The 22,541-nt window shown below is 68.0% G+C and carries 23 protein-coding genes and 1 pseudogene; 16 read left to right on the top strand and 8 right to left on the bottom strand.

What is annotated here, in order from left to right; translation table 11 throughout:
• Nucleotides 1-18 precede the first annotated feature (18 nt).
• Nucleotides 19-153 carry a PDDEXK nuclease domain-containing protein gene (locus ABD210_RS32375; protein WP_425552599.1) on the top strand — a complete coding sequence of 45 codons (135 nt, stop codon included), beginning with the start codon at nucleotides 19-21 and terminating at the stop codon, nucleotides 151-153.
• Between the two features lie 7 nt (nucleotides 154-160).
• Nucleotides 161-418 (top strand): annotated as a pseudogene (locus ABD210_RS01065) (PDDEXK nuclease domain-containing protein); the annotation flags it as partial.
• 27 nt (nucleotides 419-445) lie between these two features.
• Here the strand turns inward: ABD210_RS01065 and ABD210_RS01070 are convergent.
• Nucleotides 446-907 carry a nitroreductase/quinone reductase family protein gene (locus tag ABD210_RS01070; RefSeq protein WP_344107564.1) on the bottom strand — a complete coding sequence of 154 codons (462 nt, stop codon included), beginning with the start codon at nucleotides 905-907 and terminating at the stop codon, nucleotides 446-448.
• A 123-nt stretch (nucleotides 908-1,030) separates the two neighbouring features.
• Between ABD210_RS01070 and ABD210_RS01075 the strand changes: the two genes are divergently transcribed.
• Nucleotides 1,031-1,771 (top strand): TetR/AcrR family transcriptional regulator, encoded by a 741-nt coding sequence (locus ABD210_RS01075; RefSeq protein WP_344107566.1) that lies wholly within the window; start codon nucleotides 1,031-1,033, stop codon nucleotides 1,769-1,771.
• Between the two features lie 51 nt (nucleotides 1,772-1,822).
• On the opposite strand, the gene aat is transcribed toward ABD210_RS01075, so the two are convergent.
• The gene (aat, locus tag ABD210_RS01080; RefSeq protein WP_344107568.1) at nucleotides 1,823-2,488 is read right to left on the bottom strand and encodes a leucyl/phenylalanyl-tRNA--protein transferase; all 666 of its coding nucleotides are present in this window, start codon (nucleotides 2,486-2,488) and stop codon (nucleotides 1,823-1,825) included.
• Nucleotides 2,489-2,841: 353 nt separating this feature from the next.
• Here aat and ABD210_RS01085 point away from each other — a divergent pair, with 353 nt between their 5' ends.
• Both ABD210_RS01085 and ABD210_RS01090 read left to right on the top strand, forming a co-directional pair.
• Entirely contained in the window at nucleotides 2,842-3,537 is a 696-nt protein-coding gene (locus ABD210_RS01085) for an EcsC family protein (RefSeq protein ID WP_344107570.1), read from the top strand.
• A gap of 88 nt (nucleotides 3,538-3,625) precedes the next feature.
• Nucleotides 3,626-4,456, top strand: coding sequence for a helix-turn-helix transcriptional regulator (locus tag ABD210_RS01090; protein WP_344107572.1), 831 nt, complete (start codon nucleotides 3,626-3,628; stop codon nucleotides 4,454-4,456).
• 100 nt (nucleotides 4,457-4,556) lie between these two features.
• Here the strand turns inward: ABD210_RS01090 and ABD210_RS01095 are convergent, their stop codons facing one another.
• Nucleotides 4,557-5,483, bottom strand: a complete 927-nt coding sequence (locus ABD210_RS01095) for a hydroxymethylglutaryl-CoA lyase (RefSeq protein ID WP_344107574.1) — start codon at nucleotides 5,481-5,483, stop codon at nucleotides 4,557-4,559.
• Between the two features lie 107 nt (nucleotides 5,484-5,590).
• Here ABD210_RS01095 and ABD210_RS01100 point away from each other — a divergent pair, with 107 nt between their 5' ends.
• Complete coding sequence (locus ABD210_RS01100; RefSeq protein ID WP_344107576.1) at nucleotides 5,591-6,235, top strand: GNAT family N-acetyltransferase; 645 nt, start codon at nucleotides 5,591-5,593, stop codon at nucleotides 6,233-6,235.
• An 81-nt stretch (nucleotides 6,236-6,316) separates the two neighbouring features.
• Here the strand turns inward: ABD210_RS01100 and ABD210_RS01105 are convergent, their stop codons facing one another.
• The 3 genes from ABD210_RS01105 to ABD210_RS01115 all read right to left on the bottom strand — a co-directional run bounded on the left by ABD210_RS01105 (nucleotide 6,317) and on the right by ABD210_RS01115 (nucleotide 9,424).
• Entirely contained in the window at nucleotides 6,317-7,114 is a 798-nt protein-coding gene (locus ABD210_RS01105; protein WP_344107578.1) for a metallophosphoesterase family protein, read from the bottom strand.
• Nucleotides 7,115-7,274: 160 nt separating this feature from the next.
• On the bottom strand, nucleotides 7,275-8,594 hold the full coding sequence (locus tag ABD210_RS01110) for a TrbL/VirB6 family protein (RefSeq protein WP_344107579.1): 1,320 nt from the start codon (nucleotides 8,592-8,594) through the stop codon (nucleotides 7,275-7,277).
• Nucleotides 8,594-9,424: a DUF8175 domain-containg protein gene (locus tag ABD210_RS01115; protein ID WP_344107581.1), complete on the bottom strand. Its 831-nt coding sequence runs from the start codon at nucleotides 9,422-9,424 to the stop codon at nucleotides 8,594-8,596. The genes ABD210_RS01110 and ABD210_RS01115 overlap by 1 nt, the downstream gene beginning before the upstream one ends.
• A 185-nt stretch (nucleotides 9,425-9,609) precedes the next feature.
• On the opposite strand from ABD210_RS01115, the gene ABD210_RS01120 reads away from it, so the two are divergent.
• Together ABD210_RS01120 and ABD210_RS01125 are read left to right on the top strand one after the other, a co-directional pair.
• Nucleotides 9,610-10,164, top strand: a complete 555-nt coding sequence (locus ABD210_RS01120; protein WP_344107583.1) for a MarR family winged helix-turn-helix transcriptional regulator — start codon at nucleotides 9,610-9,612, stop codon at nucleotides 10,162-10,164.
• Between the two features lie 90 nt (nucleotides 10,165-10,254).
• Nucleotides 10,255-11,781, top strand: coding sequence for a molybdopterin-dependent oxidoreductase (locus ABD210_RS01125; RefSeq protein WP_344107585.1), 1,527 nt, complete (start codon nucleotides 10,255-10,257; stop codon nucleotides 11,779-11,781).
• On the opposite strand, the gene ABD210_RS01130 is transcribed toward ABD210_RS01125, so the two are convergent.
• Complete coding sequence (locus ABD210_RS01130) at nucleotides 11,768-12,373, bottom strand: TetR/AcrR family transcriptional regulator (protein ID WP_344107587.1); 606 nt, start codon at nucleotides 12,371-12,373, stop codon at nucleotides 11,768-11,770. The two genes, ABD210_RS01125 and ABD210_RS01130, sit on opposite strands and share 14 nt — an antisense overlap.
• A gap of 63 nt (nucleotides 12,374-12,436) precedes the next feature.
• Here ABD210_RS01130 and ABD210_RS01135 point away from each other — a divergent pair, with 63 nt between their 5' ends.
• From ABD210_RS01135 to ABD210_RS01170, 8 genes are all read left to right on the top strand, one after another.
• Nucleotides 12,437-13,198, top strand: a complete 762-nt coding sequence (locus ABD210_RS01135) for a hypothetical protein (RefSeq protein WP_344107589.1) — start codon at nucleotides 12,437-12,439, stop codon at nucleotides 13,196-13,198.
• Nucleotides 13,195-15,258, top strand: a complete 2,064-nt coding sequence (locus ABD210_RS01140) for a YhgE/Pip domain-containing protein (RefSeq protein ID WP_344107591.1) — start codon at nucleotides 13,195-13,197, stop codon at nucleotides 15,256-15,258. Before ABD210_RS01135 ends, ABD210_RS01140 begins: the two co-directional genes overlap by 4 nt.
• A gap of 63 nt (nucleotides 15,259-15,321) precedes the next feature.
• Nucleotides 15,322-16,599, top strand: coding sequence for an MBL fold metallo-hydrolase (locus ABD210_RS01145; RefSeq protein WP_344107593.1), 1,278 nt, complete (start codon nucleotides 15,322-15,324; stop codon nucleotides 16,597-16,599).
• A 58-nt stretch (nucleotides 16,600-16,657) separates the two neighbouring features.
• Nucleotides 16,658-16,978, top strand: a complete 321-nt coding sequence (locus ABD210_RS01150; RefSeq protein ID WP_344107594.1) for a hypothetical protein — start codon at nucleotides 16,658-16,660, stop codon at nucleotides 16,976-16,978.
• Nucleotides 16,979-16,989: 11 nt separating this feature from the next.
• Nucleotides 16,990-18,321 carry an erythromycin esterase family protein gene (locus ABD210_RS01155; protein ID WP_344107596.1) on the top strand — a complete coding sequence of 444 codons (1,332 nt, stop codon included), beginning with the start codon at nucleotides 16,990-16,992 and terminating at the stop codon, nucleotides 18,319-18,321.
• Between the two features lie 78 nt (nucleotides 18,322-18,399).
• Nucleotides 18,400-18,786 carry a DUF2267 domain-containing protein gene (locus tag ABD210_RS01160; RefSeq protein WP_344107598.1) on the top strand — a complete coding sequence of 129 codons (387 nt, stop codon included), beginning with the start codon at nucleotides 18,400-18,402 and terminating at the stop codon, nucleotides 18,784-18,786.
• A gap of 227 nt (nucleotides 18,787-19,013) precedes the next feature.
• Nucleotides 19,014-20,267 carry an MFS transporter gene (locus tag ABD210_RS01165; RefSeq protein ID WP_344107600.1) on the top strand — a complete coding sequence of 418 codons (1,254 nt, stop codon included), beginning with the start codon at nucleotides 19,014-19,016 and terminating at the stop codon, nucleotides 20,265-20,267.
• 7 nt (nucleotides 20,268-20,274) lie between these two features.
• The gene (locus tag ABD210_RS01170; protein ID WP_344107603.1) at nucleotides 20,275-20,883 is read left to right on the top strand and encodes a DedA family protein; all 609 of its coding nucleotides are present in this window, start codon (nucleotides 20,275-20,277) and stop codon (nucleotides 20,881-20,883) included.
• Nucleotides 20,884-21,088: 205 nt separating this feature from the next.
• Here the strand turns inward: ABD210_RS01170 and ABD210_RS01175 are convergent, their stop codons facing one another.
• Nucleotides 21,089-22,525, bottom strand: coding sequence for a gamma-aminobutyraldehyde dehydrogenase (locus ABD210_RS01175; RefSeq protein WP_344107605.1), 1,437 nt, complete (start codon nucleotides 22,523-22,525; stop codon nucleotides 21,089-21,091).
• Between the last annotated feature and the right edge of the window lie 16 nt (nucleotides 22,526-22,541).

The following is a 22,541-nucleotide window of genomic DNA, read 5'->3' on the forward strand; positions in this document are numbered from 1 at the left end:
AAGGCTTGATCGAGCACGTTGGCAAGTTCTTGCTCGAATTGGGCCAGGGGGTTTGCCTTCGTCGGCCAGCAGGTTCGTCTCGAGCTTGCCGGCGAGGAGTTCTACTGCGATCTGCTCTTCTACCACCTCGAACTGAGGTGCTACTGGGTTTGAACTCAAGGCCGTTCCGTTCGACCCTGCGTTCCTCGGCCAGTTGGGCCTTTACACAGCTGTGGTTGACGACATCCTCGCGAAGCGCGGCGATCAACCAACCATTGGCCTGCTGCTCTGCAAGACGAAGAAGGACGTCGTCGCCGAGTACGCCCTGCGGGGATTCCGGGCACCCATCGGCGTCTCGGCATGGACCACTGCGATCAGCAAGTCGTTGCCTGAGGAGTTCCGTTCGGTGTTTCCGAGCGTGGCTGAACTGGAGGCCTAGCTGGCGGCTGCTCCCGGGGACGACTGATCAGGCGGGGTGAACTTTGAAGACGGGGAAGCCGGGGGCTACGTGAAGCAGCGTTTCGGTGGGGGAGTCGGGCTTGACGTCGTCGCCGAAGAAGGCCCCGACCTCCCAGGCCCACTTCTTCAGGTACGCGCGGAGGATGTCGGGCTTGTCGGCGTCGGAGAGTTCCTCGGCGCGGAAGGTCTCGACCTTGCGGCCGATGCGGAGTTGACCCTCGGTGCTGACGCGGAGGTTGCGGACCCACTGAACATGCCCGCGCGGGGCGACCAGGTAGCGCTCGCCGTCCACCACCAGCAGGTTGACCGGATTGCTGCGCCACTCGCCGGACTTGCGGCCGGGGACCGAGAGGATCCGGCTGCCCATCAGGCTGATGCCGGCCTTCGCCAGCGCCGACACCACCTTGTTGAACACCAGCATCGAGCGCCGACCGCCGGTGAACACTCGCTTGTCGTTGTACTCCTGCATGGCGGGTCGCCTTCCTGATTGCGAGAGCGGTGCTCTCTCTTGTGATCAGTGAACAACACGGGCTTCCGCGTGTCAAGAGCGGCGCTCTCGATTTAGTTCACCGCTCATGGCAGACTGATCGGCATGAACGCCGGCCGCACCGCAAGAGACCGGGCCCGCGCCGAGCTGACCCGGGAGATCAAGGACGCCGCGCGACGCCAACTCGCGGTCGAGGGCGCCGAACGACTCTCGCTGCGCGCGATCTCCCGGGAACTCGGCATGGTCTCGTCCGCGCTCTACCGCTACTTCCCCAGCCGCGACGAACTCCTCACCGCGCTCATCATCGACGCGTACGACGCCCTCGGCGCCGAGGCAGAAGCGGCAGCCCGGGACGAGGAGAATCCACGCGAGGCCTGGCTGGCGGTTTGCCACGCGGTGCGCGACTGGGCCAGGAAGCACCCGCACGAGTACTCGCTGATCTATGGCTCACCAGTCGCCGGGTACCAGGCTCCCGAGAGCACGATCCAGCCCGCGAGCCGGGTCGCGGTCGTGTTGCTGGGACTCCTCGGCCGGGCTTACTCGGAGGGCATGCTGGCTCCGCTCGACGAGGCACCGGAGCCGACCGGCCTACTGGTCGAGCAGGTCGCCACGCTCGCGGCGATAGCGCCCGGCGTACCGGCGAAGGTCTTGATCCGCGCTGTGATCGCGTGGACGCAGCTCTTCGGGATGATCAGCTTCGAGCTCTACGGCCAACTGGTCGGCACGATGGACCCAGCCGACGAGTTCTTCGCCCACGCACTGGCACAAATGGCCGACTTCCTCGGCTTGGGCGGACGGCCGGCACTCACCAACCCCGCCGATCCAGGCGCTGCCGCCTCGCTCTGAGCGTAGGAACTCCGGACATCGCCAGCTTGGTGAGTGCCGGCGGTCCGGGGGTCAGCGGAAGGCTTCGGGGAGGGGGAGGTCGAGGGCTCGTTCGACGCGGCGGATGTACTGCTCGCGTGGGATCGCGGTCGCGCCGAGAGTCGCGAGGTGGTCCGTGACCCATTGGATGTCGAACACGCGGTCGGCCGCGTACTTGTCGCTGAGGAGTTCGACGAGCCCGGCGACGGCGGCCTTCGACCCGTCGGTCTTGTGGTGGAACATGGACTCCCCGGCGAACAACCCGCCGATCGCCACGCCGTACAGGCCGCCCGCCAGCTCGTCACCGTCCCACGCCTCGACCGAATGGACCCAACCCATCCGGTGCAGCAGGGTGTACGACTCGATGATGTCCGCGTCGATCCAGGAGCCGGGCCTGCGCGGGTCTGCGCAGGCACGGATCACCTGATCGAAAGCAGTGTTGATCCGGATCTCGAAGCGCTGCCGCGCCCGCCGCAACGACCGGGACGGCTCGAATCCCTCCACCTCGATCACTCCGCGCTCCACCGGTGACCACCAGAGCAGCGGACCGTGGCTGTCCGGCATCGGGAAGAGCCCACGCCGGTATGCCGCGAGCACCGTGCCGGGCTCGAGATCTGCCCCGGCTGCGACGACGTCGCTGGGTCCGGCAACCGCGACCGGCGGAAAGTCCCACACGGATGCAGGAGGTTCGACTGGCACCCGACCATCCTCGCCTACCGCCTCGAATCCGAGACGCCGGGCAGGGGTTACAGCGCCACTCGCAGACCGGGACTGGCCAGAATGACAGGGCAGCCTGCTACCTGAGCGGCCTCATCGAGCAAGCGCAGGATGGACAAGATCACGGCACCGATGTCTTCTGCGGAGGCGTAACGCTGCAGGGTCCGGCAGCACCCGCTCCCAGGTCGAGCAGCACTGGGCTGGCTGAGGCATGAGCGTCCAGGGCTCTGTCGGGGTTTCTCCCGAGTGGCGGTGTGCTGGGTGGCACGTAGAGTTGAAGGTGCTGCGCTCATCACCGGACTCCGGTGAGGGTGTCCGAGTTCTGAAGGAGTGCCGTGGCCGGAGTAGCAAGGTTCGTCGCCAGCAATCTCGCGCCCGCCGCTCAGCGGTTCGCGCCGCAGGCGGCGGCGGGCATCCTCCGCCAGGTGCTCGAGATCGCCATCGACGGGTACCAGCGATTCCCCGGCGCGGAGAAGATCGCCGAGAACAAGCTGAGCAAGACCGGCAACGACCCGCAACTCGCGATCGACGCGGTGATCGACCAGCACATCCGGCTCGCCGGGGTGCAGGGATTCGTCACCGGTCTCGGCGGTCTGATCACACTGCCCGTCTCGCTCCCGGCGAACTTGACCGGCATCGCGATCGTGCAGACCCGGATGGTCGCGGCGATCGCGCACCTGCGCGGTTACGACCTGGACGACCCGAGGGTCCGGACTGCGGTGATCACCTGTCTGCTTGGCGAGGACGGGGTCGCGGACCGGCTGAAGAAGTCGAGCCTGGTGACGTCTCCGCTGGCGATCGCCACCGCCCCCGTCTTCGACCCGGAGCTGGATCGGCAGGTGGCCGGCGAGGTGGTGGGCGAACTGATCGCCCGGATCAGCGGCAAGAAGATGGTCTTGACCGTGACCCGGCGGATTCCCCTGCTGGGTGGCGCGGTTGGCGGCGGGGTCGACGGCTGGTCGACGTATCGGATCGGTCAGTACGCCGACAAGAGCCTGGTCCGGCGGATCCCGCGATCCCTCGAGCAGTGACCGCTCCGTTCTGCTGACGACCTGGGGTACGCCGGCCGGACCGCCGCAATCAGGTGAAACTGTCGGTGCTCCCTGTCACGCTGACTTGGTGAGTACTCGTCGCGCCGAGCTAGGGGATTTCCTCAAGGCACGCCGGGCCCAGGTCAGCCCTGAAGAGGTCGGCCTGCCGCCCGGAGGACGCCGTCGTACGCCGGGTCTGCGGCGTGAGGAGCTTGCCCACCTCGCGGGCGTCGGGGTGACTTGGTACACCTGGCTGGAGCAGGGGCGTCCTATCAACGCCAGCGGGCAGGTGCTCGACGCGGTGGCGGCGACCTTGCGGCTGACCGCGACCGAGCGCGCCCACCTCTACCGGCTGGCCGAGGCGACCCCGCTTCGGCCGAAGCTCGGCGTCTGCGCGAGCGAACTGGTGATGACGGAGATCGTGACCGCGCTGGATCCGTTACCGGCGGTGATCACGAACACCCGCTTCGACATCATCCAACCGAACAAGGCGTTCAGCGATCTCTTCCACGACTGGCACACGCTGCCCTGCGTGCACAAAAACCTGCTCTGGTGCATCGTCACCGAGCCGCTCGCACGCCAGCAGCTACTGAACTACGACGACGAGGTGCCCTACCTGGTCGCGCGCCTCCGGTCGGCCTACGCGGAACACATCGGCGATCCGGACTGGGAGGTCGACCTGGCCCGGCTCCGCAAGCTGAGCCCCGAGTTCGAGCGCCTGTGGTCCCGCCACGAGGTTGCCGACTGCACACCGCGCCCTCGCCACGTCGCCCACCCGATCGCCGGCGAACTGCACTTCACCGTCACCGAACTCGCAGTGCCGGCCCACCCCGACCTGGTCATGTTCGTGGAGACTCCTGCGGACGAGTTGACCCGACAACGTCTACCGCTGACCCGTCGGGACCCTGTGGCGGTGTGACCGCCCAACTGCTGAGGAGCTTGAGCTGCTCCTCGGACGGTGAGCCTGCCGCCGCGGTGTAGACGATCACCAGCCGGGATCAGCGATTCGTCTGGTGCGGTCAGCCGGCCAGGGCCTGGACTACTCGGCTGGCGGACGGTTTGCCTAGCTTGTCGGCCATCCAGACGCTCGTCGCGACCAGCTTCTCCAGGTTGACGCCGGTCTCGATGCCGAGGCCGTCGAGCTGCCAGACGAGGTCCTCGGTGGCGAGGTTGCCGGTCGCGCTCTCGGCGTACGGGCATCCGCCCAGGCCGCCGGCCGAGCTGTCCACGGTGGTGACGCCCTCGCGCAGTGCGGTCAGGGTGTTCGCCAAGGCTTGGCCATAGGTGTCGTGGAAGTGCACGGCTAGCTTGTCCACACCGACGCCGGCTTTGCCGAAGGCCTCGATCAGGCTGATGACCTGGCCCGGAGTCGCCACGCCGATGGTGTCGCCGAGGGACAACTCACGGCAGCCGAGGTCGACGAGGCGGGCGCCGACCTTCACGACCTGGTCGATCGGTACGTCGCCCTCCCACGGATCGCCGTAGCACATCGAGACATAGCCGCGGATGGTCAACCCGGCGGCCAACGCCCGCTCGACGGTCGGCGCGAACATCGCGAACTGGTCGTCCAGGGTCGAGTTCAGGTTCTTCGCCGCGAAGGTCTCCGTCGCACTGGCGAAGATGGCGATCTCTCGTACGCCCGCTTCCAGCGCGCGATCGAGGCCGCGCTCGTTGGGGACCAGGACAGGCGCCCGTACTGCGCTGGGCAGTTCGAGCGTGGCGAGGAGTTCGGCGGCATCCGCTAGCTGCGGTACCCACTTCGGATGCACGAAGCTGGTGGTCTCCACGGTCGTCAGGCCGGCATCGACCAGGCGGTTGATGAACTCCACCTTCACCGCGAGGTCCACGATTGCGGACTCGTTCTGCAGCCCGTCCCGGGGGCCGACCTCGTAAATCGTGACCTGGTCAGGCAAGCCCTCTGCTCGGACCCGCTGCGGCTTCCGCACTGCTTGCCTCCATCTGGTTCTGCCTGGTGCAGGTACTTCCATCCGCCTACCTGGTGTGCAGGTGGTTTCATCCCGGCTCGGAGGGGTTTCCTCCACAATGGCTCGTGATGACAACTCTGGCTGACATTCTGCGCGGCATCGAACGCGGTGTCTTCCCCGCCCCGGACCTGAGCATCACCGTGGTCCCGGCGCCCTCGGACCGCGACACCTGCGTCATCGGCCTGACCGCCCACATCGTGGTCGCCGCCGACGTCGACCCCGCCTGGGTCGCGGACCAGCTCGACCTCGACGACATAGCGGCTCCGCTCAACCCGCCGTTCCTGTACGCGCTGGAGCAGTTGACCGGCCGCGAGGTGAACGGCATCGACGCCATGCTGGTCGCGCCCGCCCTGACCGAGCCCGCAGAACGAGCTGAACTGACCAGCGACCTGACCGAGCTCACGGACCTCGATAGGCCGCGCATCCGCAGGGCCCAGCGCTATCGCGACGACGTCCGCGCCTATACCGACCCGTATGGCGGGCTGGTCCTCACCGGCCTTGGCCTGGCCGGTCGGCAGGAGTGCGCCTTGGAGGTGCCGGAGGATTCTCGAGGGAAGGGTCACGGCCGGCGCCTCGCAAGGGCGGCCCGCGCTCTTGTCGCACCCGGCACCCACATCTGGGCCCAGGTGACCCCTGGCAACGCGGCTTCCCTCCGCGCTTTCCTCGCAGCCGGCTACCTCCCGGTCGGCTCCGAGGCCCTCCTCGTTCGCTGACGCCCTGGCACAGCCAGCTCCGGGCTGTGAAATCCCTGCGCCGAAGGACCCCGCTGCTGCGGTAGAGCGGGCTCCCCTTGACTAATCCGTAGCGTGTACGGGTGGGCGGCGGTGGTAGGTGGGGAGTTCGTCGGCGTAGAGGTCTCCTCGGTAGATGCCGTGGAGGATCTCGCTCTCGTAGCCCTTGAGTTCGGGCATGCCCAGAGTGCGGGCTACCTCCAGCTCGGCGGCAGCGTCGTACGGGACGCGGACGAACTGGATGGAGAACGGCGCGGGGTCGAGCGTGTCGGGAATGCCCTCGAGGATGACGTACACCGGGGTGGGGTCGCTCATGCTGTTGCCGACGCTGCCGGTGTTGAAGAGGGTGAGTCCGAGGTCGCTCTCGTAGAACGCTTCGTGGGTGTCGCCGTAGCCGACCACGGTCGGGACCAGGCCGTCGCCGGTCGCCTCCGTGTTCGCGAACAGGCCGAGGAACTCCTGCTCGTCATGGTCGAACCGGACCCGTCGATGCACGGTGGTCGCCGACGCGTGGAAGAGGCGGATCCGTCGGCCGCTCATCACGAAGTCGTGGCTGAACGGCAGCTCGCGCAGCCACGTCCACTGGTCCTCGCGGAGTTCCTTCTTCCACCACCGCAGGCTTTCATTGTCGATCTCGCGGTCCGGGTCCGGCAGGAAGTCGTCCCAGTTGCCGAGGATGTTCACCTCGCACCTCTCCCGGCAGAGGTCCACCACCGCTCTTCCCCGCGGTCCCTTGCCGACATAGTCGCCGAGGTTGAAGATCCGCCGGATCCCCCGCGCCTCGATATCCGCCAGCACCGCCTCCAAAGCCGTCAGATTGCCGTGCACATCCGAAATCAGCGCGATCCGCTCCAAACCCATGCCCCAGATCATCCGTGCCCGACAGTTCACTCGCCGCCATCGGGGGGCAGGGGACTGTCCCCCGCGCAGGCTGGAACCTCTGGCACGCGAACCGAGTCGGCGGGCGTTGCAGGTGCGGCTGGTCGGCGTCGCCAGGCTGCGTGATGGTGGTCGTCGAGGGTTAGGTGCTGCCGGTTGGGCCGGGGGGTTGCGCGGTGGGGGGCGGCGGTGAGTTGCGTGTGGGGGTGCGGGGGCGGGAGGAGCCGGAGGTGGGAGTGCCGCCGGCGGGCTCGCCGGCTGAGTGGGAGGCTGCGCCGGCGAGGGCGCTGCCTGCCTGTTTGGCGACGGTGATGGCTGCGCCGGCTGCGGCCAGACCGGCGGTTGCACCCACGCGGGCGGCGCCGCCGGCGCGGCTGCCTGCTGAGGAGGCGCCGCGTGAGGAACCGCCGCCCGAGGAACCACCGCCGGACGGACCGCTGCCGGAGGGGCCGCCGCTGGACGAGGCGGCATGGGAGGAACCGCCGCCGGACGAGCCGCCTACGAAGGAGCGGCCCACGTTGACGGCGCCGGAGGCCAGGCCGCCCGGGTCGGCGACCGCGCCGCCCATGGCCGAGCCTCCGCCTGCGACGGCGGCGGTCACGGGTACGGCGAATCGCAGCAGCGCGGGGAGCGCGAAGATGGCGAGCAGCAGCATCATCAGGCCGGTGAGCACCTGCACCACCTGGTTGCCGGACCTGGTCGTCATACCCGCCTCCGACATCTTGATCGCGGCGGCGTAGATGAGAGCCGCGGCCGGTTTGTAGGCGATGAACGCCAGGGCCCAGCCGCAGTACTTCTTGAACCAGCTCCTGCCGACTTCGGTATTGGTCGCCGCGGCCGCCAGCGGGAAGGTCGCGGCGAGCAGTACGAGCATCGCCGAGCGGATCAGCAGGAGTACCACCTGGATCAGCGACGCAATGAGCACCACACCTGCCGCGCAGAGGTACAGCACCAGCGGCAACTGCTGCGCTGTCGTCTCGGCGGTGCCGGGCATCACCGCGTTGCCGAACGCGCTGTCGAAGGTCTGGTCATCCGGGACGGCCTGGTTCACCAGATCGATCGCGAACTTGTCGGACCACTCCGCCAGCAGCTGCAGGGTTGCCGTGCCAGCGGCGGAGACCACGATGAACAATATTGTTGCCTTCAGCAACTGCTTGAGCGGCTCGGCGCGCTGTTCCCAGGCGATCCGCGTGCCGGCCACCAGGATCGCCAACGTGAAGACGGCCGTGGACACCGTCACCACGTGCTGGTGCAGGAATCCGACTGGTCCGCTGTCGGTCCATCGGTCACCATTTGCGGTACCGAGATTCGGACTCTCGATCTTGACCCAGAAGGTCGAGATGGCGTGCAGACTCTCGAGCGCGGACTTTCCCATCTCGAGCGACAGTCGGCGGAACGCATCGCCGACGACCTCCTGGAGACCTTCGTTGGTGCGGCACCTGAAATCTGCCGGGAAGCACATCAGACACCGCTCCAGGCAACGAATCCGGCCAGGTTCCACTGCTGAGCGTACGGCTCTCCGATTGATTCGCCGGGTGCCGGCGGGAGCAGCCGCCAGTCGCCGTCGTACCACACCAGGGTGAAGGTGGCGCTCACGACGGCGGTATCGAAAGGTACCGCCAGGGCCAAGGTGGTGCGATCGCCGCTGGCATCGAGTACGCGGAATCCAGCGACCCGGCCGGGTTCGTTGTCCGGTGGCGGAGTCTGCCTTCGTATTTCGGTGAGGAACGCGTCGGTATCCGGGCCGGGCAGCATCAGCTTCTGGACGGTTGCGCTTGCCTTGCGCAGATCGGCGAGCGCGGCGATCGCACTGTAGGCCGCGTAGACCGCACCCGTCGGCGAGTGGGCGAAACATCTTCGGAAGCCGTCGGGATCGACCTTCGCCGGTCCGTACGCCGCTGAGCGCGGAACCACCACCCGCCGGCTGACCTCCCACCCGTCCACCGCAGGTGCCTTCAACGGGATCGCCTGTTCGCCGCCGGCCAGCCCGCACCTGCTTGCGGTGCCGCCCGCACCAGCACCAGCCGGTGTCGCGGGTCCAGCGGGCGGCGCGAGACTAGCTGAGGTTGAAGTGGGGTCATGGTCAGCAGAACCCGCTGTGCCCGGGGCCTCGGCGGACCCCGCGCCGCCCGAACCCGCAGTACCGGAGACGGCCGAAGCAGTCGGGTCTCCGGACGGCGAACGGAGGCCGGTGATGATCAGGACGCCGCCGCAGAGCAGAATGGCTCCGATCACGATGCAGGCCGCGACGAATCCTCGGCCGAAGGGTGAATGGTCCTCGTTCTCGCTCATGGCGACCCCGATCTGCGGTGCTCGTACCTGGTCAGATCACCAAGCCTGGCAAAGATCGGCGGACCGCCGCGGAAGTTATCCACAGGCGGAAGTCACGCTCGATCTCCCATCGATCGCGTCTCGACCTGTAGCCGAAAGGTCACCCCGTGTAGCGAAGTGACCTAGTCAGCTAATAGAGTCCGCGCATGACCATCGCGCCATCGCTTTGCTCGCCCCTAGCGCTCGCCGATGCAGAACCCACTCACGCCGCCGAACCCTGGGAAAGCGACGTGATCACCGCGTACGGCCTGCTGCGCGAAGCAGCGGCCGAACTCGATCAACTGATGCGCCATTCCCTCAAGCGCAGTGGTCTGCAAATGGCAATGTTCGAACTGTTGCTGCGGCTTGCCCGTAGCCACGGGGAGAAGCAGCGTCTCACCTCACTCGCCCGGGAGCTGACCGTCACCACCGGCGGCATCACCCGGCTGGTCGACCGTGCCGAGAACCTCGGCCTGGTGCGTCGGGAGCCCTGTCCCGACGACGCCCGCGGGTCGTTCGCGGTTCTCACGGAGGAGGGCAAGCGGCGGCTGCGCGAAGCACTGCCGGACCACCTCCTCGAGATCGACAGTCTGTGGATGTCCCAGCTGGCGGACGAGCGGGAGCTCGTTCTCGGCAGGCTCCGCCGGGTCCGTGACAATGCCCGCCGCTGGCCGAACGGCCGGCCCAACCTGGGCCCGATCAGCCCTGCCGATCGGCTCTGACCACCTCCATTCGCAACCTCCGTATTACCCGCTACTAACGGATGCGGCGTCTGACTGGCGTCGGGCGCCGCTCCGAGCAATTGTTGAGACGTGAATCAACCCCAGCCCCGGCGACGGTCCGGCCTGTACCTCCGCGCGGCTGTCGGCGGCGTCCTCGCCGCACTGGCTGGTCTGGCCGCCGGTGGAGTGGCGGCGGCGGTCCTGGGCACCTCGCAGACCCCCGTCGTCGCGATCGGCTCAGCCTTCATCGACCGGGTCCCGCCCTGGCTCAAGGATCTGGCGATCTCCCTCTTCGGGACCCATGACAAGACCGCCCTCAAGACCGGCATCCTCATCGTCCTGCTCGCCCTCGCCGCGGTTGGCGGCATTCTGGCCGTACGGCGGTACTGGGCGGGCGCCGCTGTCGTCGTGATCCTGGCCGGAGTGGCCGTGATCGCCGCCACGACTCGTCCGGACGCCGGCCAGACCGGGTTCGTCCCGTCCTTCGTCGCCGGTATCACCGCGCTGATCATTCTGCGGTTGTTCTCCCAGCGCCTCTCCGGGCTGTTGAAGTTTCCGGACGACGGTGTCAGCCGAAGGGGATTCCTCCAACTCTCGGCGGGTGTCGCTCTCGGCTCGGTGGCGGTCGCCGCCCTGGGGAACGTGGTCGGTGGACGCCGATCGGCCGTTACCGACGCTCGCGCCGCACTGAAACTGCCGTTGCCGCCCAGCCTGAACCCGCCGGCCGGGGTACAGGCTGCGGGTGCGACGCCGTGGGCAACGCCGAACGCGGATTTCTACCGGATCGACACCGCATTGTCGGTTCCGCTGATCAAGCCGGCGGACTGGAAGCTGCGGATCCACGGCATGGTCGAGCGAGAGATCGAGTTGACCTTCGACGATCTGCTGAAGCGCAACGTCGTGCACAAGTGGGTGACGCTCACCTGCGTCAGCAACGAGGTCGGCGGTGACCTGATCGGCAACGCGCTCTGGTCCGGCGTACTGCTGAAGGATCTGCTCACCGAGGCCGGACCGTCCTCCGACGCGGATGCGATCCAGTCGACCTCCAAGGACGGGTTCACGGCCGGCACTCCGCTTAGCACGCTGCTGGACGATCGCGAGTCGATGCTGGCGTTCGCGATGAACGGGCAGCCGCTGCCGGTCGAGCACGGTTTCCCGGTGCGGATCGTCGTACCGGGTCTGTACGGGTATGTGTCCGCGACCAAGTGGCTGACCGATATCGAGGTGACCCGGTTCGATCAGTTCCAGGCGTACTGGACGCCGCGCGGGTGGTCCGAGCTCGGGCCGATCAAGCTGTCCTCGCGGATCGACGTACCCCGGTCCAAGGCGTCCGCCGGCTCGGTGACGGTGGCAGGGGTCGCGTGGGACCAGCATGTCGGGGTCTCGAAGGTCGAGGTCCGGGTGGATGGAGGCCCTTGGCAACAAGCGACGCTCGCGACCGACGCGTCGATCGACACCTGGCGGCAGTGGCACTGGAACTGGGACGCGCCGCGCGGCAACCACGTGCTGCAGGTCCGCGCGTTCGACGCCAAGGGCAACCCTCAGATCGAGAGCCAGGCCGCCCCGGCCCCGAACGGCTCCACCGGCCTGCACAGCGTCGACATCAAGGTCGGCTGACGGCCTCCAGCACCATCGGCAGGAAGGTGTGTTCCAGCGAACCGGCTGGAACCTCCTTGGGCTCCAGCAGGCTCTGCGACCGAGCACCTTCGTGCAGTGCGATCACCAGGCGGACGAACTGCTCCGGCGGGACACTCAGCCGCAAGTCGCCGGCAGCGGTGATCTGCTCGACCAGCGCGGTCAGCCGCTCCCGGAACATCCTCCGCTGCTGATTCAGCGCCTTCGCAGCCTCCGGATCGCGCAACGCGTGCAGGGTGAACTCCATCGAGATCAGATGCCACTGCCGCTGATCAGGTGCTGCGTCGTCGAGCAACCCCAGTACTGCGTCCAGCAGCGTGCCGGCCTGGTTCGCCAACTCCGGTAGGAGCGCGCTGATCTGCTCGAGCAGCCGGTCGGTGGTCGCCTGGAACAAGGCGAGCACGAGCTCGTCCTTGGACCCGAAGTTCGAGTAGAAGGCGCCCCGGGTGAACCCGGCCCGCTCGCAGATGTCCTCCACCGAAGCCCCGTGGAAGCCACGCTCGGCGAATACGCCGAGAGCCCCCTCGAGCAGGCGGGCCCGAGTGGCGGAGCGGCGTCGCTTGGGTGTTTCCATGCCCTTAGGATACAGTTCCGTATTGAATACACAACTGTATTGAACTGAACGGGGTTGTCCACGATGGAGCTCAAGGCCCACGCGATCAGCGTGCGAGGTCCGCATGCGCCGATACTGAACGCCACCACTCTCTGCGTCCGCGACCACCAGTTGGCTCTGCTCGCGGGCTACCCCGGGCCAGGGCACGTGGCGGCGGCCCTGAGCATGTCCGGTCGACTCCGGCCGGACGGCGGTGACGTGAAGCTGGACGGGCAGGGCGACGCCGGCTTGCTGCGCCGGCGCGTGGCCGTCGTGGATGCCCCCGGCATCACCGAGCCGGACGACGCCCTGCCGGTGCGGACGGTCGTCGGCGAGGAGCTCGCGATCGCTGGTCGAAAGGCCGGGCGCAAGGCGGTGCGGGAGTGGTTGGCGGAGCACGGCTGGGCGGCTTTCGCGGACAAGCGGTTCGAGCACCTTCCGGTGGCAGTGCGGACCCGCCTGCTGGCTGAGCTGACGGTGGCTCGGCCTGACGTGAACGTGGTGATCCTGACGATGCCGGATCGGCTCGGCGGGGATCCCCACGACTGGTACGGCGTTGGGCGCGAACTGGCGGCGCGGGGATACGCCGTAATCGTCACGTGCGCGGATACCTCGGCCCGGTTGCTCGGCGTACCGGCTGCGCAGTTGGGTTCGGTGGATCCGCCCGAGCCTGTACAGGTCGCACCAGCCGCGCCGATCGAACCCGTCGGACCGATCGAAGAAGCGAAGACCAAGCCCGTCGCCCTCACTGAGGACCCGAGGACGAAGCCCGCAGTACCGGTCGAAGAGGAGCTGGAAGAAGCATGACCGCCGTCCGGATGGCCTTGAGCGAGTTGCGGCGGTTGACCGCTGGACGGTTGCCGAAGCTCGCCGTGGTGGCTCTGCTCTGCGTGCCGATGCTGTACGGCGGGCTGTACCTCTACGCGAACCACGATCCGTACGGGCGGCTCGACAAGGTGCCGACGGCTGTCGTCGTGGAGGACGAGGGGACGACGTTGTCCACGGGCGAGAAGCTGTCCGTGGGTCCGCAGGTCGCCGACGAATTGGTAAAGTCGAGGAGCTTCGACTGGCACCGCGTCGACCGGGCTGAGGCGACCTCGGGCGTGTCCGACGGGCGGTACGAGTTCGCGCTGGTGCTGCCGAAGACGTTCTCGGCGGATCTCGCCTCCAGCGCGGAGTTCGAGCCGCGGCAGGCGACGCTCGAGCTGACCACGAACGACGCCAACAACTACCTCGCGCACACCATCGCGAACCAGGTGGTCGCGCAGGTCACCAAGACGGTCGCCGCCCAGGTGAGCGAGACCGCGGCGAGCAAGCTGTTGGCCGGGTTCAGCACCATCCACGGGCAGATCAGCCAGGCCGCGACCGGGGCAGGGCAGTTGCAAAGCGGTCTCACCTCCGCCAATGCCGGAGTCGGTCAGCTCGAGACGGGTGCGACCCAGCTCAATACCGCTCAACAGCAGCTGTCCACTGGCGCGACCAAGCTCTCGACGGGTCTGGGACAGGCGTCGAAGGGCGCGACTGATCTTGCGACTGGCGCAGGCCGGCTGAGCAGCGGGCTCGGGACCTTGAAGACCAAGACAGCGAGCCTGCCCAAGCAGACCGAAGATCTGGCCGACGGCGCCGATAAAGTTGCTGCTGGCAACGAGCGGATCGCGACCACCGGGCGGCAGGTGGCGACCGCTTCCAACACGTTGGTGAAGGACCTCAGCAGCCTGGACCAGGGCTTGGCCGCGCGACTCGCGGCACGCGGATTCACCCAGACGCAGATCAACGCAGTACTGGATGAGACCGCCAAGTTGCGCGGCCCGGTGGTTGCCGCGAACGGCAAGATCCAGTCCGCGTCCAGCCAGCTCAACCAACTCGCCACCGGGGCCAGGCAGGTCTCGAACGGCGCAGCGACCCTGGCTGGGGCAACGCCTGCTCTGACCTCCGGCATCAGCAGTGCCGCGTCCGGAGCTGAGAAGCTGAACACCGGCGCGACGCAGCTGAAGAACGGGCTCGGCACACTGCAGACCGGCGCCTCGCAACTCGCCGCCGGCGAGCAGCAGGCGGTCACCGGACAGGAACAGCTGCTCACGGGCGTCAACAATCTCGCGACCGGCATCGGCAAGTTGAAGACCGGTGCGACCGAGCTGAACACCGCGTTGACGAACGGCGCGAAGCAGATCCCGGACCCGTCACCGGAAGCGCGGAAGGCGGTCGCCGAGACGTTGGGCGCACCGATCGGTTTGAAGAACACGTCGCAGGCGACTGCCGACAGCTACGGCGCCGGGCTCGCTCCGTTCTTCCTCAGTCTGTCTTGCTGGATCGGTGCCTATGTCCTGTTCCTGCTGGTTCGTCCGTTGTCGCCGCGTGCGCTCGCCGCCCTGCAGTCGCCACTGCGGGTGGCACTCGGCGGCTGGTTGCCGCCGGCAATCTTCGGTGCGATCCAGGCCGCGCTTGTCTTCGCTGCCGTCATCTTCGGCCTGGGGATCGACACGGCCCATCCCTGGCTGACCGTCGGATTCATGATGCTGACCTCGCTCACCTTCGTGGCAATCCTGCACGCCTTGTCCGCCTGGTTCGGTGCGGTCGGCAAGTTCCTCGGACTGGTGCTGATGGTGATCCAGCTCGTCAGTGCGGGCGGCACGTTCCCCTGGCAGACGATCCCGGCGCCGCTGTACTTCTTCCATCACGCGCTCCCGATGAGCTACGCGATCGACGGCATCCGCCACCTGATGTACGGCGGTCCCGGCGTCAGCCTGGGCGAGGACCTCCTCGTCCTCGCTGCCTGGCTCCTGGCCGGCCTCGCGGCCTCCTCCCTGGCTGCGCGGAAACAGCGCGTCTGGCCCGCGAAGAAACTCCAGCCCGAACTGGCTCTCTGACAGATTCGGACGGCTCCAGGTGGGTACCCAGGGCGGACGAATCGCCTCAGACCGGGAGCCGTCATGGACAGCATCACTTTCATCGGCACCGCCACCACGCTGATCAGGCTCGGCTCGTTCACGGTGCTGACCGACCCGAATTTCCTGCACAAGGGGCAGCGCGCCTACCTCGGCAAGGGAATCTGGAGCAGACGGCTCACCGAGCCGGCGCTGCAGCCGGGCGACCTGCCGGAGTTGGATGCGGTGGTCCTTTCCCACCTGCACGGCGACCACTTCGACCGGATCGCGCGGCGGGAACTGGACCGCACCGTGCCGCTGGTGACGACCGAGCCGGCCGCCGACCGCCTGAGCAAGTACGGGTTCGTCACTCACGGCCTGCCGGTCTGGCAGAGCTACCAGATGAACCGCGGCGGTGAGTCCCTGACCATCGAGGCCCTTCCCGGGATCCATGCGCGCGGGGTGTTCGGCAGGCTGCTGCCGCCGGTGATGGGCTCGCTGCTGGTCCACCGGGCGAACGGTCGGGTTCAGAGCCGCGTCTACCTCAGCGGCGACACGTTGACGGGCGACCATCTGGACGAGATCCGCGAGCGTCACCCCGCCATCGACGCGGCCGTCGTCCATCTGGGCGGCACCCGCATCCTCTGGGCCACGGTCACCATGGACGCGGCGCAAGGCCTCGACTTCCTTCGCCGGGTGCGGCCCGGGCTCGCGGTGCCTGTGCACTACGACGACTACCGCGTCTTCAAGTCGCCGCTGTCCGAGTTCCTCTCCGTCGTGGCCAACGACAGGGAGCAGTGGCGGATCGAGGCGCCCGCGCGGGGAGAGACCGTCGAACTGCCTGCCGGCCGACCGGGGAGGCTGCGTCCGGTGCCGGCGCCTGAGCCGGAGCCGATCGGTATCCGCGCCCTGCGCGCCATCGACGGCGAGCCGGACCTGCAGCTCAGCTGGCGGCTGGAGTGCAGCCCCGACAAGATCTGGCCGGCCCTGACGCATCCCGACCTGCTCAGCAAGTGGCTGGGGCCGACCCAGCTCAGCGACACGGACTTCGGGGTCTTCCGCGTCCGCTGCAACGACGACGGCCTGGAACGGACCGGCGTGGTCGTCACCTGCGACCCGGGGGTGTCGCTCCAGGTCGACTGGGTCGAACCGCGGGACCAGCGGACCAGGGTGGCCGTGAACCTTGTCCCGGACGGACGAGGCACGCTGCTGATGCTGACCTGTCACGATGCGCCGCGCGCCCGCGGTACGGCGTACCAGGAGGTCTGGCAGGAGCGGCTCCGCAGGCTGACCCAGCATCTGGGCGTCGCCGCGGAGCCGGCGCCGGCCGGGCAATCGGGCTGACATCGGCATGTACGGCGCGTCGACGGGTACCCCACGCGGCGAGTGAAGGGAGCCGACGATGGCAGACAGCAAGAGCAAAGGTCAGACCACTGAGGAACATCGCGGACAGACTCTGGAGACCACCGACCACGACGCGATCCGCGCGTGGGCCGAGCGGCGCGGGGCAAAACCGGCGATGGTGAAGGACACCGGGTCGGGCGGGGACGACGGTGTGTTGCGGCTGGACTTCCCCGGCTACGGCGGGCAGGACCTGCAAGAGGTCTCCTGGGACGAGTGGTTCAAGGTCTTCGACGACCGCGGCCTGCGCTTCGTCTATCAGGAGCACACCAAGGACGGATCGGACAGCAACTTCTTCCGCCTCGTCCGCTCGGACGACTGATCCCGGTCGCTATGAGGGCGAAGACCGTTTCCGTTGCTGACGAGTTGGTCGCCGCGGTGGGGAGCGCGGCCGACCCGATCCCGGATATCGAGACCGTCAACCTCACTGACCTGCTGCGCCGGATCGGTGATGCCCGGCTGGTCCTGCTGGGCGAAGCCTCGCACGGGACCAGCGAGTTCTACCAGCTGCGGCAGCGGATCACCCGCGAACTGATCGAACGGGAGCACTTCCGCTTCGTCGCGGTCGAAGCCGATTGGCCGGACGCTGCGCTCGTCGACGCCTATGTACGTCGTGGTCGGCAGGCACCGGCCGAACCAAGTCAGGCGTTCAGCCGGTTCCCAAGCTGGATCTGGCGCAACCTCGACGTCCTGGAGTTCGTGGAGTGGCTGCGGGTCGACAACGACCGCAATCCTGATCTGAAGGTGGCCTTCCACGGTCTGGACCTGTACAGCCTGAGCGAGTCGATGGCGCAGGTGCTCGAGTACCTCGAGAAGATCGACCCGCAGTTGGCCGACCTCGCGCGGGAACGCTATGCCTGCCTCACTCCCTACGCGTCGGATCCCCAGGCGTACGGGCGCGCGGCCGTCACCAACCAGTACAGAGACTGCGAGGACGACGTCGTCGCACTCCTCAAGGAGCTTCAGGCGCGTCGGGGTGAGTACCTGACCGGCGAGGACGAGGCCTTCCTCGACGCCGAGCAGAACGCGCGCGTGGCACAGAACGCCGAGCAGTACTACCGAGCGATGTACGCCGGCGCGGAACCGTGGAACATCCGGGATCAGCACATGTTCGACACGCTGCAGGCGTTGATGGAGTTCCACGGACGCACCGCTCGCGGCGTCGTTTGGGCGCACAACTCGCATCTCGGCAACGCGCGCGCGACGAGCATGGCCGCCCGCGGTGAGTACAACCTCGGCCAGCTCGTTCGACAGGCCTACGGCGACGCGGCGTACGCGATCGGTTTCGGCACGGACCACGGGACAGTCACCGCGGCGCCTCACTGGGGCGGCGAGGCCGAGACGATGGAGGTCCGGCCGGCGCATCCGAAGAGCTACGAGCGCTTGTTCCACACGGTTTCCGAGGACGCGTTCTTCCTGCCGCTGCGCGAGAAACATGCGGCCGCAGAGGTTCGGGACGGCCTCTTCGAGGAGCGCCTGGAACGCGCGATCGGGGTGATCTACCGGCCGCAGACGGAGCTGGCCAGCCACTACTTCGCGGCGAGATTGCCGGCGCAGTTCGACGAGTACTGCTGGTTGGACGCGACCACCGCGGTCGTGCCACTGGCCGGTGCCGAGCACACTCCGCTCGAGCCCGGGCATCCGTTCGCGGCGCTGGATATTTGACCGGAGCCGGAGCGCATGTGCCTTTGCGGCGGGGGGTACCCCCGGCCCGTCAGAAAACAAGACGACTGAGGACGGACCATGAAACACCACGAAATGGTCGCAGCGGTCAAGCGGGCCGCGGACCTCTCCAGTACGGAAGAAGCCGAGCGAGCTCTGCGAGCCACCCTACGGACCCTCGGCGAACGCCTGGCCGGCGGTGAGCCCTTCGACCTGGCCTCGCAACTCCCGGGTGAGCTGCAAGACGAACTGCCGCCGCTGGGTCCGGGCGAACCCTTCGGCCTGGACGAGTTCTACCGCCGCGTCGCCGAGCGCGAAGGCACCGACGCCGAACAGGCCCGGCGCCACGCCCGCGCCGTGATGGCAGTCCTCCGAGATGCAGTCAGCAGCGGCGAGTTCGACGACGTCCTGGCCCAACTCCCCAAGGAATACGCAGACCTCACGGACGTCTCCCTGACCCAACTCTGAGCCAAGCCAGCCGACGCAAGTGCTCCGGTGGCCTCGCCAGCTCAAGCAGAAACGCGGCCACCGGTAGCACCTTCTCCGACCGCTAGCGCCCAGTTTTGCCCCAGCCGCCGAACAACCTGCCAGCGGAGCCGCCGGGGACACCCGCGCGGGTCCGCGGCGGGTGCGAGCGCCCGGTTCTTACCGCTAGCGGCAAACTTTGCGGCGAGGGTAGGCGGTACGTTCGAGTCATGGGTTGGCGTGGGCGTCGCGGGGGCGCGGCAGGCAGCGGCGAGGTCGGCGCCGGCGACTCGGTAGGGCCGCCGGTGATGGGGGCGTTGTGGGCCGCCGGGTTCACCACTGCGTTCGGAGCTCATGCGGTTGCGGCCAGTTTGGGTGGGGCTTCTGGGGACGCGGTGAAGTCGCTGCTGACGTTGGGCGCGCTGCTTGCCCTGTACGACGGGGCTGAGGTTCTGCTGAAGCCTGTGTTCGGTGCTGTGGCTGATCGGGTCGGGGCGCGGCCGGTTCTGCTTGCTGGGCTGGTGGGGTTCGCTGGCGCGTCGGCTGTCTACGTGATTGCGGATAGGCCGGCGTGGTTGTGGGTTGCGCGGCTTGGGCAAGGGGCCGCGGCGTCCGCGTTTTCGCCAGCGGCGTCCGCGCTGGTCGCGCGGTTGAATCCGGCAGCGCGGCATGGGCGTGCCTTCGGTAGCTACGGGTTATACAAGAGCCTCGGCTACACGCTTGGTCCGCTGCTCGGTGGTGCGCTCGTCTGGCTTGGCGGCTTTCGGCTGTTGTTCTTGGTGATGACCGTCCTCGCGTTGGCCGTTGCCTGCTGGGCCTGGTTGGCGGTTCCGATCGTGCCGCCGCTCCCACGGAAGCGGCAGACGGTGGTCGACCTCGCCCGCCGCATCACGGATCCTGTCTTCCTCCGTCCGACTGCGGCGCTCGCCGGTGCGACCGCAGCTTTGTCAGTCGGCGTTGGCTTCCTTCCGGTGACCGGCGCCGCCGCAGGCTTGGGCACAGTTGCCACCGGCGCGGCGGTGTCCGTGTTGGCCGCCACCTCCGCCTTCGTGCAGCCGCGCGCCGGCCGCGCAGTCGACGCGGGCCGCATCTCGACTCGGCAAGGAATCGCCCTCGGGTTGCTCTTCGCGGCCGCTGGTCTGGGGTTTGCGACTGCTCCCGGGCTCGCCGGTGTCCTCCTCGCCGCGGTCTGTATCGGCGTCGGAGTCGGACTGATCACGCCGCTCGGATTCGCGGCCCTTGCCGCTTCCACGGAGCCGGCACGCCTTGGCCAGACCATGGGAACCGCCGAGCTGGGTCGCGAACTGGGTGACGCGGGGGGTCCCCTCCTCGTGGCCGGCATCGCGACCGCAACCACGCTGAGTCTCGGCTACACAGGACTCGCCGTACTCCTCGCGATCGGACCACTCGTCGCCTTCGGGACAGGCGCCGTACGGCGGGTCCAGCGCGGCGGACGCGGTCGCGAGACGACGATGGAAGGGTGATGGTCTTGTGATCGGGCGATTGACCGACTGGCTTCTCGGGTTGAGCGGCTGGCCTGTCTACGGGTTGGTCGGGCTGGTGGTGTTCGTCGAGGACGCGTTGTTCGTGGGATTCGTCGTGCCGGGGGAGACGGCCGCGGTGCTCGGCGGGGTTGCCGCGAGCACCGGGCATGTGTCCCTGCCGGGCATCATGGCGACTGTCGTGGCAGCGGCGATCCTCGGCGACACGGTGGGCTACGAAGTCGGCAGCCATTTCGGCTCGCGCCTGCTGCGAACCAGTCTGCTCCAACGACGCCGCGAACGGATCGATGCAGCCCGCGAACAACTGGCTCGTCGCGGCGGCATGGCCGTGTTCCTCGGTCGGTTCGTGGCATTTCTCCGCGCGACGACACCCGCGCTGGCCGGGACGGCCGGAATGCCCTATCCCCGGTTCCTCGCTTTCAACGCGGTCGGCGGGATCGTCTGGGGGGTCGCGGTGGTCATGATCGGCTACCTCGCGGGCAACTCGTACGCCACCGTCGAGAAGACCTTCGGCCAGGCGGCCGCCCTGATCGTCCTCGCGTTGGTCCTCGCCGGAATCGGCGTTTGGTTTGTCCGCCGCCACCGCAACCAAGCCTGACCAGCTGTGCCCGAGCTAGCGGAGGGAGTCGCGCAGCGGTCACGAAGTGGCGACCTTGAACACCAAACAGGGACCGCGGACACGAAATAACGTGTTCAAGGCCCCGACTACCTGTCCCAGGTCCCCACTCTTGGCCAGGGCCGCACCCACCCAGCCCTCCGCGGCCCCTTGCCCAAAGGCATCATCACGAACTACGGCTGTCGGACTAGACCTCGATGTTGGACATGACGTGTTTGATGCGGGTGTAGTCCTCGAGGCCGTAGACGGAAAGGTCCTTGCCGTGGCCTGAGTGCTTGAAGCCGCCGTGGGGCATCTCCGCCACGATCGGGATGTGGGTGTTGATCCAGACGCAGCCGAAGTCGAGCCGGCGGGCCATCCGCAGCGCTCGGCCGTGGTCGCGGGTGAAGACCGAGGAGGCCAGGCCGTACTCGACGCCGTTCGCCCAGCGGAGTGCCTCATCCTCGTCGGTGAACCGCTGGACGGTGATCACCGGTCCGAAGATCTCGTCCTGGATCGCCTCGTCGGTCTGCTGCAGCCCTGACACAACTGTCGGCGCGTAGAAGAAGCCGCGATCGCCCACGGCCGAGCCCCCGGTCTGCAGCGCCGCGTGGTCGGGCAGCCTGTCGACGAAACCGCTCACCCGGCGGAGCTGGTCGGCGTTGTTGAGCGCGCCATATGCCACGTCCTCGTCGTCGGGCTGCCCGGTCTTCGTGCCCTTCGCCTGCTCGGTCAGGGCCGCGACGAAGTCGTCGTGGATCCGCGGACCGGCGAGCACCCGGGTCGCGGCGGTGCAGTCCTGGCCTGCGTTGAAATAGCCGGCTCCGGCGATCGCCTCGGCCGCGGCCTCGAGGTTCGCGTCATCGAACACCACCACGGGCGCCTTGCCGCCGAGTTCCAGGTGCGTGCGCTTCAGACCGCGGGCCGCGGACGTCGCGACCTCCATGCCGGCCCGGACCGAGCCCGTGATCGCGACCAGTTGCGGGATCTCGTGCTCGACCAACGCGCGGCCCGTGTCGCGATCTCCGCAGACGACATTGAACACACCCGGAGGCAGGAACTCATTGCACAGCTCGGCCAGCAGGGCAGTCGACGCCGGGGTGGTGTCACTCGGCTTCAGCACCACGGTGTTGCCGGCGGCAAGAGCCGGCGCGATCTTCCAGATCGCCATCATCAGCGGGTAGTTCCACGGCGTCACCTGCCCGACCACGCCGATCGGCTCCCGCCGGACGAACGACGTGTGGCCGGCCAGGTACTCACCGGCTGAGCGGCCCTCGAGGAGTCGCGCCGCACCGGCGAAGAACCTCAACTGGTCCACGCATGGCGGCAATTCCTCGGCAGCGGTGAGTGCCAGCGGCTTGCCGGTGTTGTCGCTCTCGATCTTGGTGAACTCGTCGGCACGCGTCTCGAGCGCGTCGGCGATCTTCAGCAGCATCCGCTGCCGCTCGGCCGGAGTCGTGTCCCGCCACGACTCGAACGCGGTCGCGGCCGCCCTCATCGCCTGGTCCACATCTTCCGGCCCGGACCTGGGCGCCTGCGCGTAGACCTCACCGGTCGCAGGGTTGACCACGTCGTACGTCGCGCCGCTCAGGGCTCCGGCGGCCTTGCCGTCCACGAGATTCGTGAGGGTCTGCAGATCAGCCATGACAGTCCTTGTCTGC

The organism is Kribbella alba (assembly GCF_039529635.1).
GTDB lineage: Bacteria > Actinomycetota > Actinomycetes > Propionibacteriales > Kribbellaceae > Kribbella > Kribbella alba.

Excerpts from the sequence above, each read along its gene's own strand:
- ABD210_RS01070 (WP_344107564.1), bottom strand. The coding sequence starts at position 907 with ATGCAGGAGTACAACGACAAGCGAGTGTTCACCGGCGGTCGGCGCTCG.
- ABD210_RS01075 (WP_344107566.1), top strand. The coding sequence starts at position 1,031 with ATGAACGCCGGCCGCACCGCAAGAGACCGGGCCCGCGCCGAGCTGACC.
- ABD210_RS01100 (WP_344107576.1), top strand. The coding sequence starts at position 5,591 with ATGACAACTCTGGCTGACATTCTGCGCGGCATCGAACGCGGTGTCTTC.
- ABD210_RS01105 (WP_344107578.1), bottom strand. The coding sequence starts at position 7,114 with ATGGGTTTGGAGCGGATCGCGCTGATTTCGGATGTGCACGGCAATCTG.
- ABD210_RS01110 (WP_344107579.1), bottom strand. The coding sequence starts at position 8,594 with ATGTGCTTCCCGGCAGATTTCAGGTGCCGCACCAACGAAGGTCTCCAG.
- ABD210_RS01115 (WP_344107581.1), bottom strand. The coding sequence starts at position 9,424 with ATGAGCGAGAACGAGGACCATTCACCCTTCGGCCGAGGATTCGTCGCG.
- ABD210_RS01120 (WP_344107583.1), top strand. The coding sequence starts at position 9,610 with ATGACCATCGCGCCATCGCTTTGCTCGCCCCTAGCGCTCGCCGATGCA.
- ABD210_RS01130 (WP_344107587.1), bottom strand. The coding sequence starts at position 12,373 with ATGGAAACACCCAAGCGACGCCGCTCCGCCACTCGGGCCCGCCTGCTC.
- ABD210_RS01135 (WP_344107589.1), top strand. The coding sequence starts at position 12,437 with ATGGAGCTCAAGGCCCACGCGATCAGCGTGCGAGGTCCGCATGCGCCG.
- ABD210_RS01140 (WP_344107591.1), top strand. The coding sequence starts at position 13,195 with ATGACCGCCGTCCGGATGGCCTTGAGCGAGTTGCGGCGGTTGACCGCT.
- ABD210_RS01145 (WP_344107593.1), top strand. The coding sequence starts at position 15,322 with ATGGACAGCATCACTTTCATCGGCACCGCCACCACGCTGATCAGGCTC.
- ABD210_RS01150 (WP_344107594.1), top strand. The coding sequence starts at position 16,658 with ATGGCAGACAGCAAGAGCAAAGGTCAGACCACTGAGGAACATCGCGGA.
- ABD210_RS01155 (WP_344107596.1), top strand. The coding sequence starts at position 16,990 with ATGAGGGCGAAGACCGTTTCCGTTGCTGACGAGTTGGTCGCCGCGGTG.
- ABD210_RS01160 (WP_344107598.1), top strand. The coding sequence starts at position 18,400 with ATGAAACACCACGAAATGGTCGCAGCGGTCAAGCGGGCCGCGGACCTC.
- ABD210_RS01165 (WP_344107600.1), top strand. The coding sequence starts at position 19,014 with ATGGGTTGGCGTGGGCGTCGCGGGGGCGCGGCAGGCAGCGGCGAGGTC.
- ABD210_RS01175 (WP_344107605.1), bottom strand. The coding sequence starts at position 22,525 with ATGGCTGATCTGCAGACCCTCACGAATCTCGTGGACGGCAAGGCCGCC.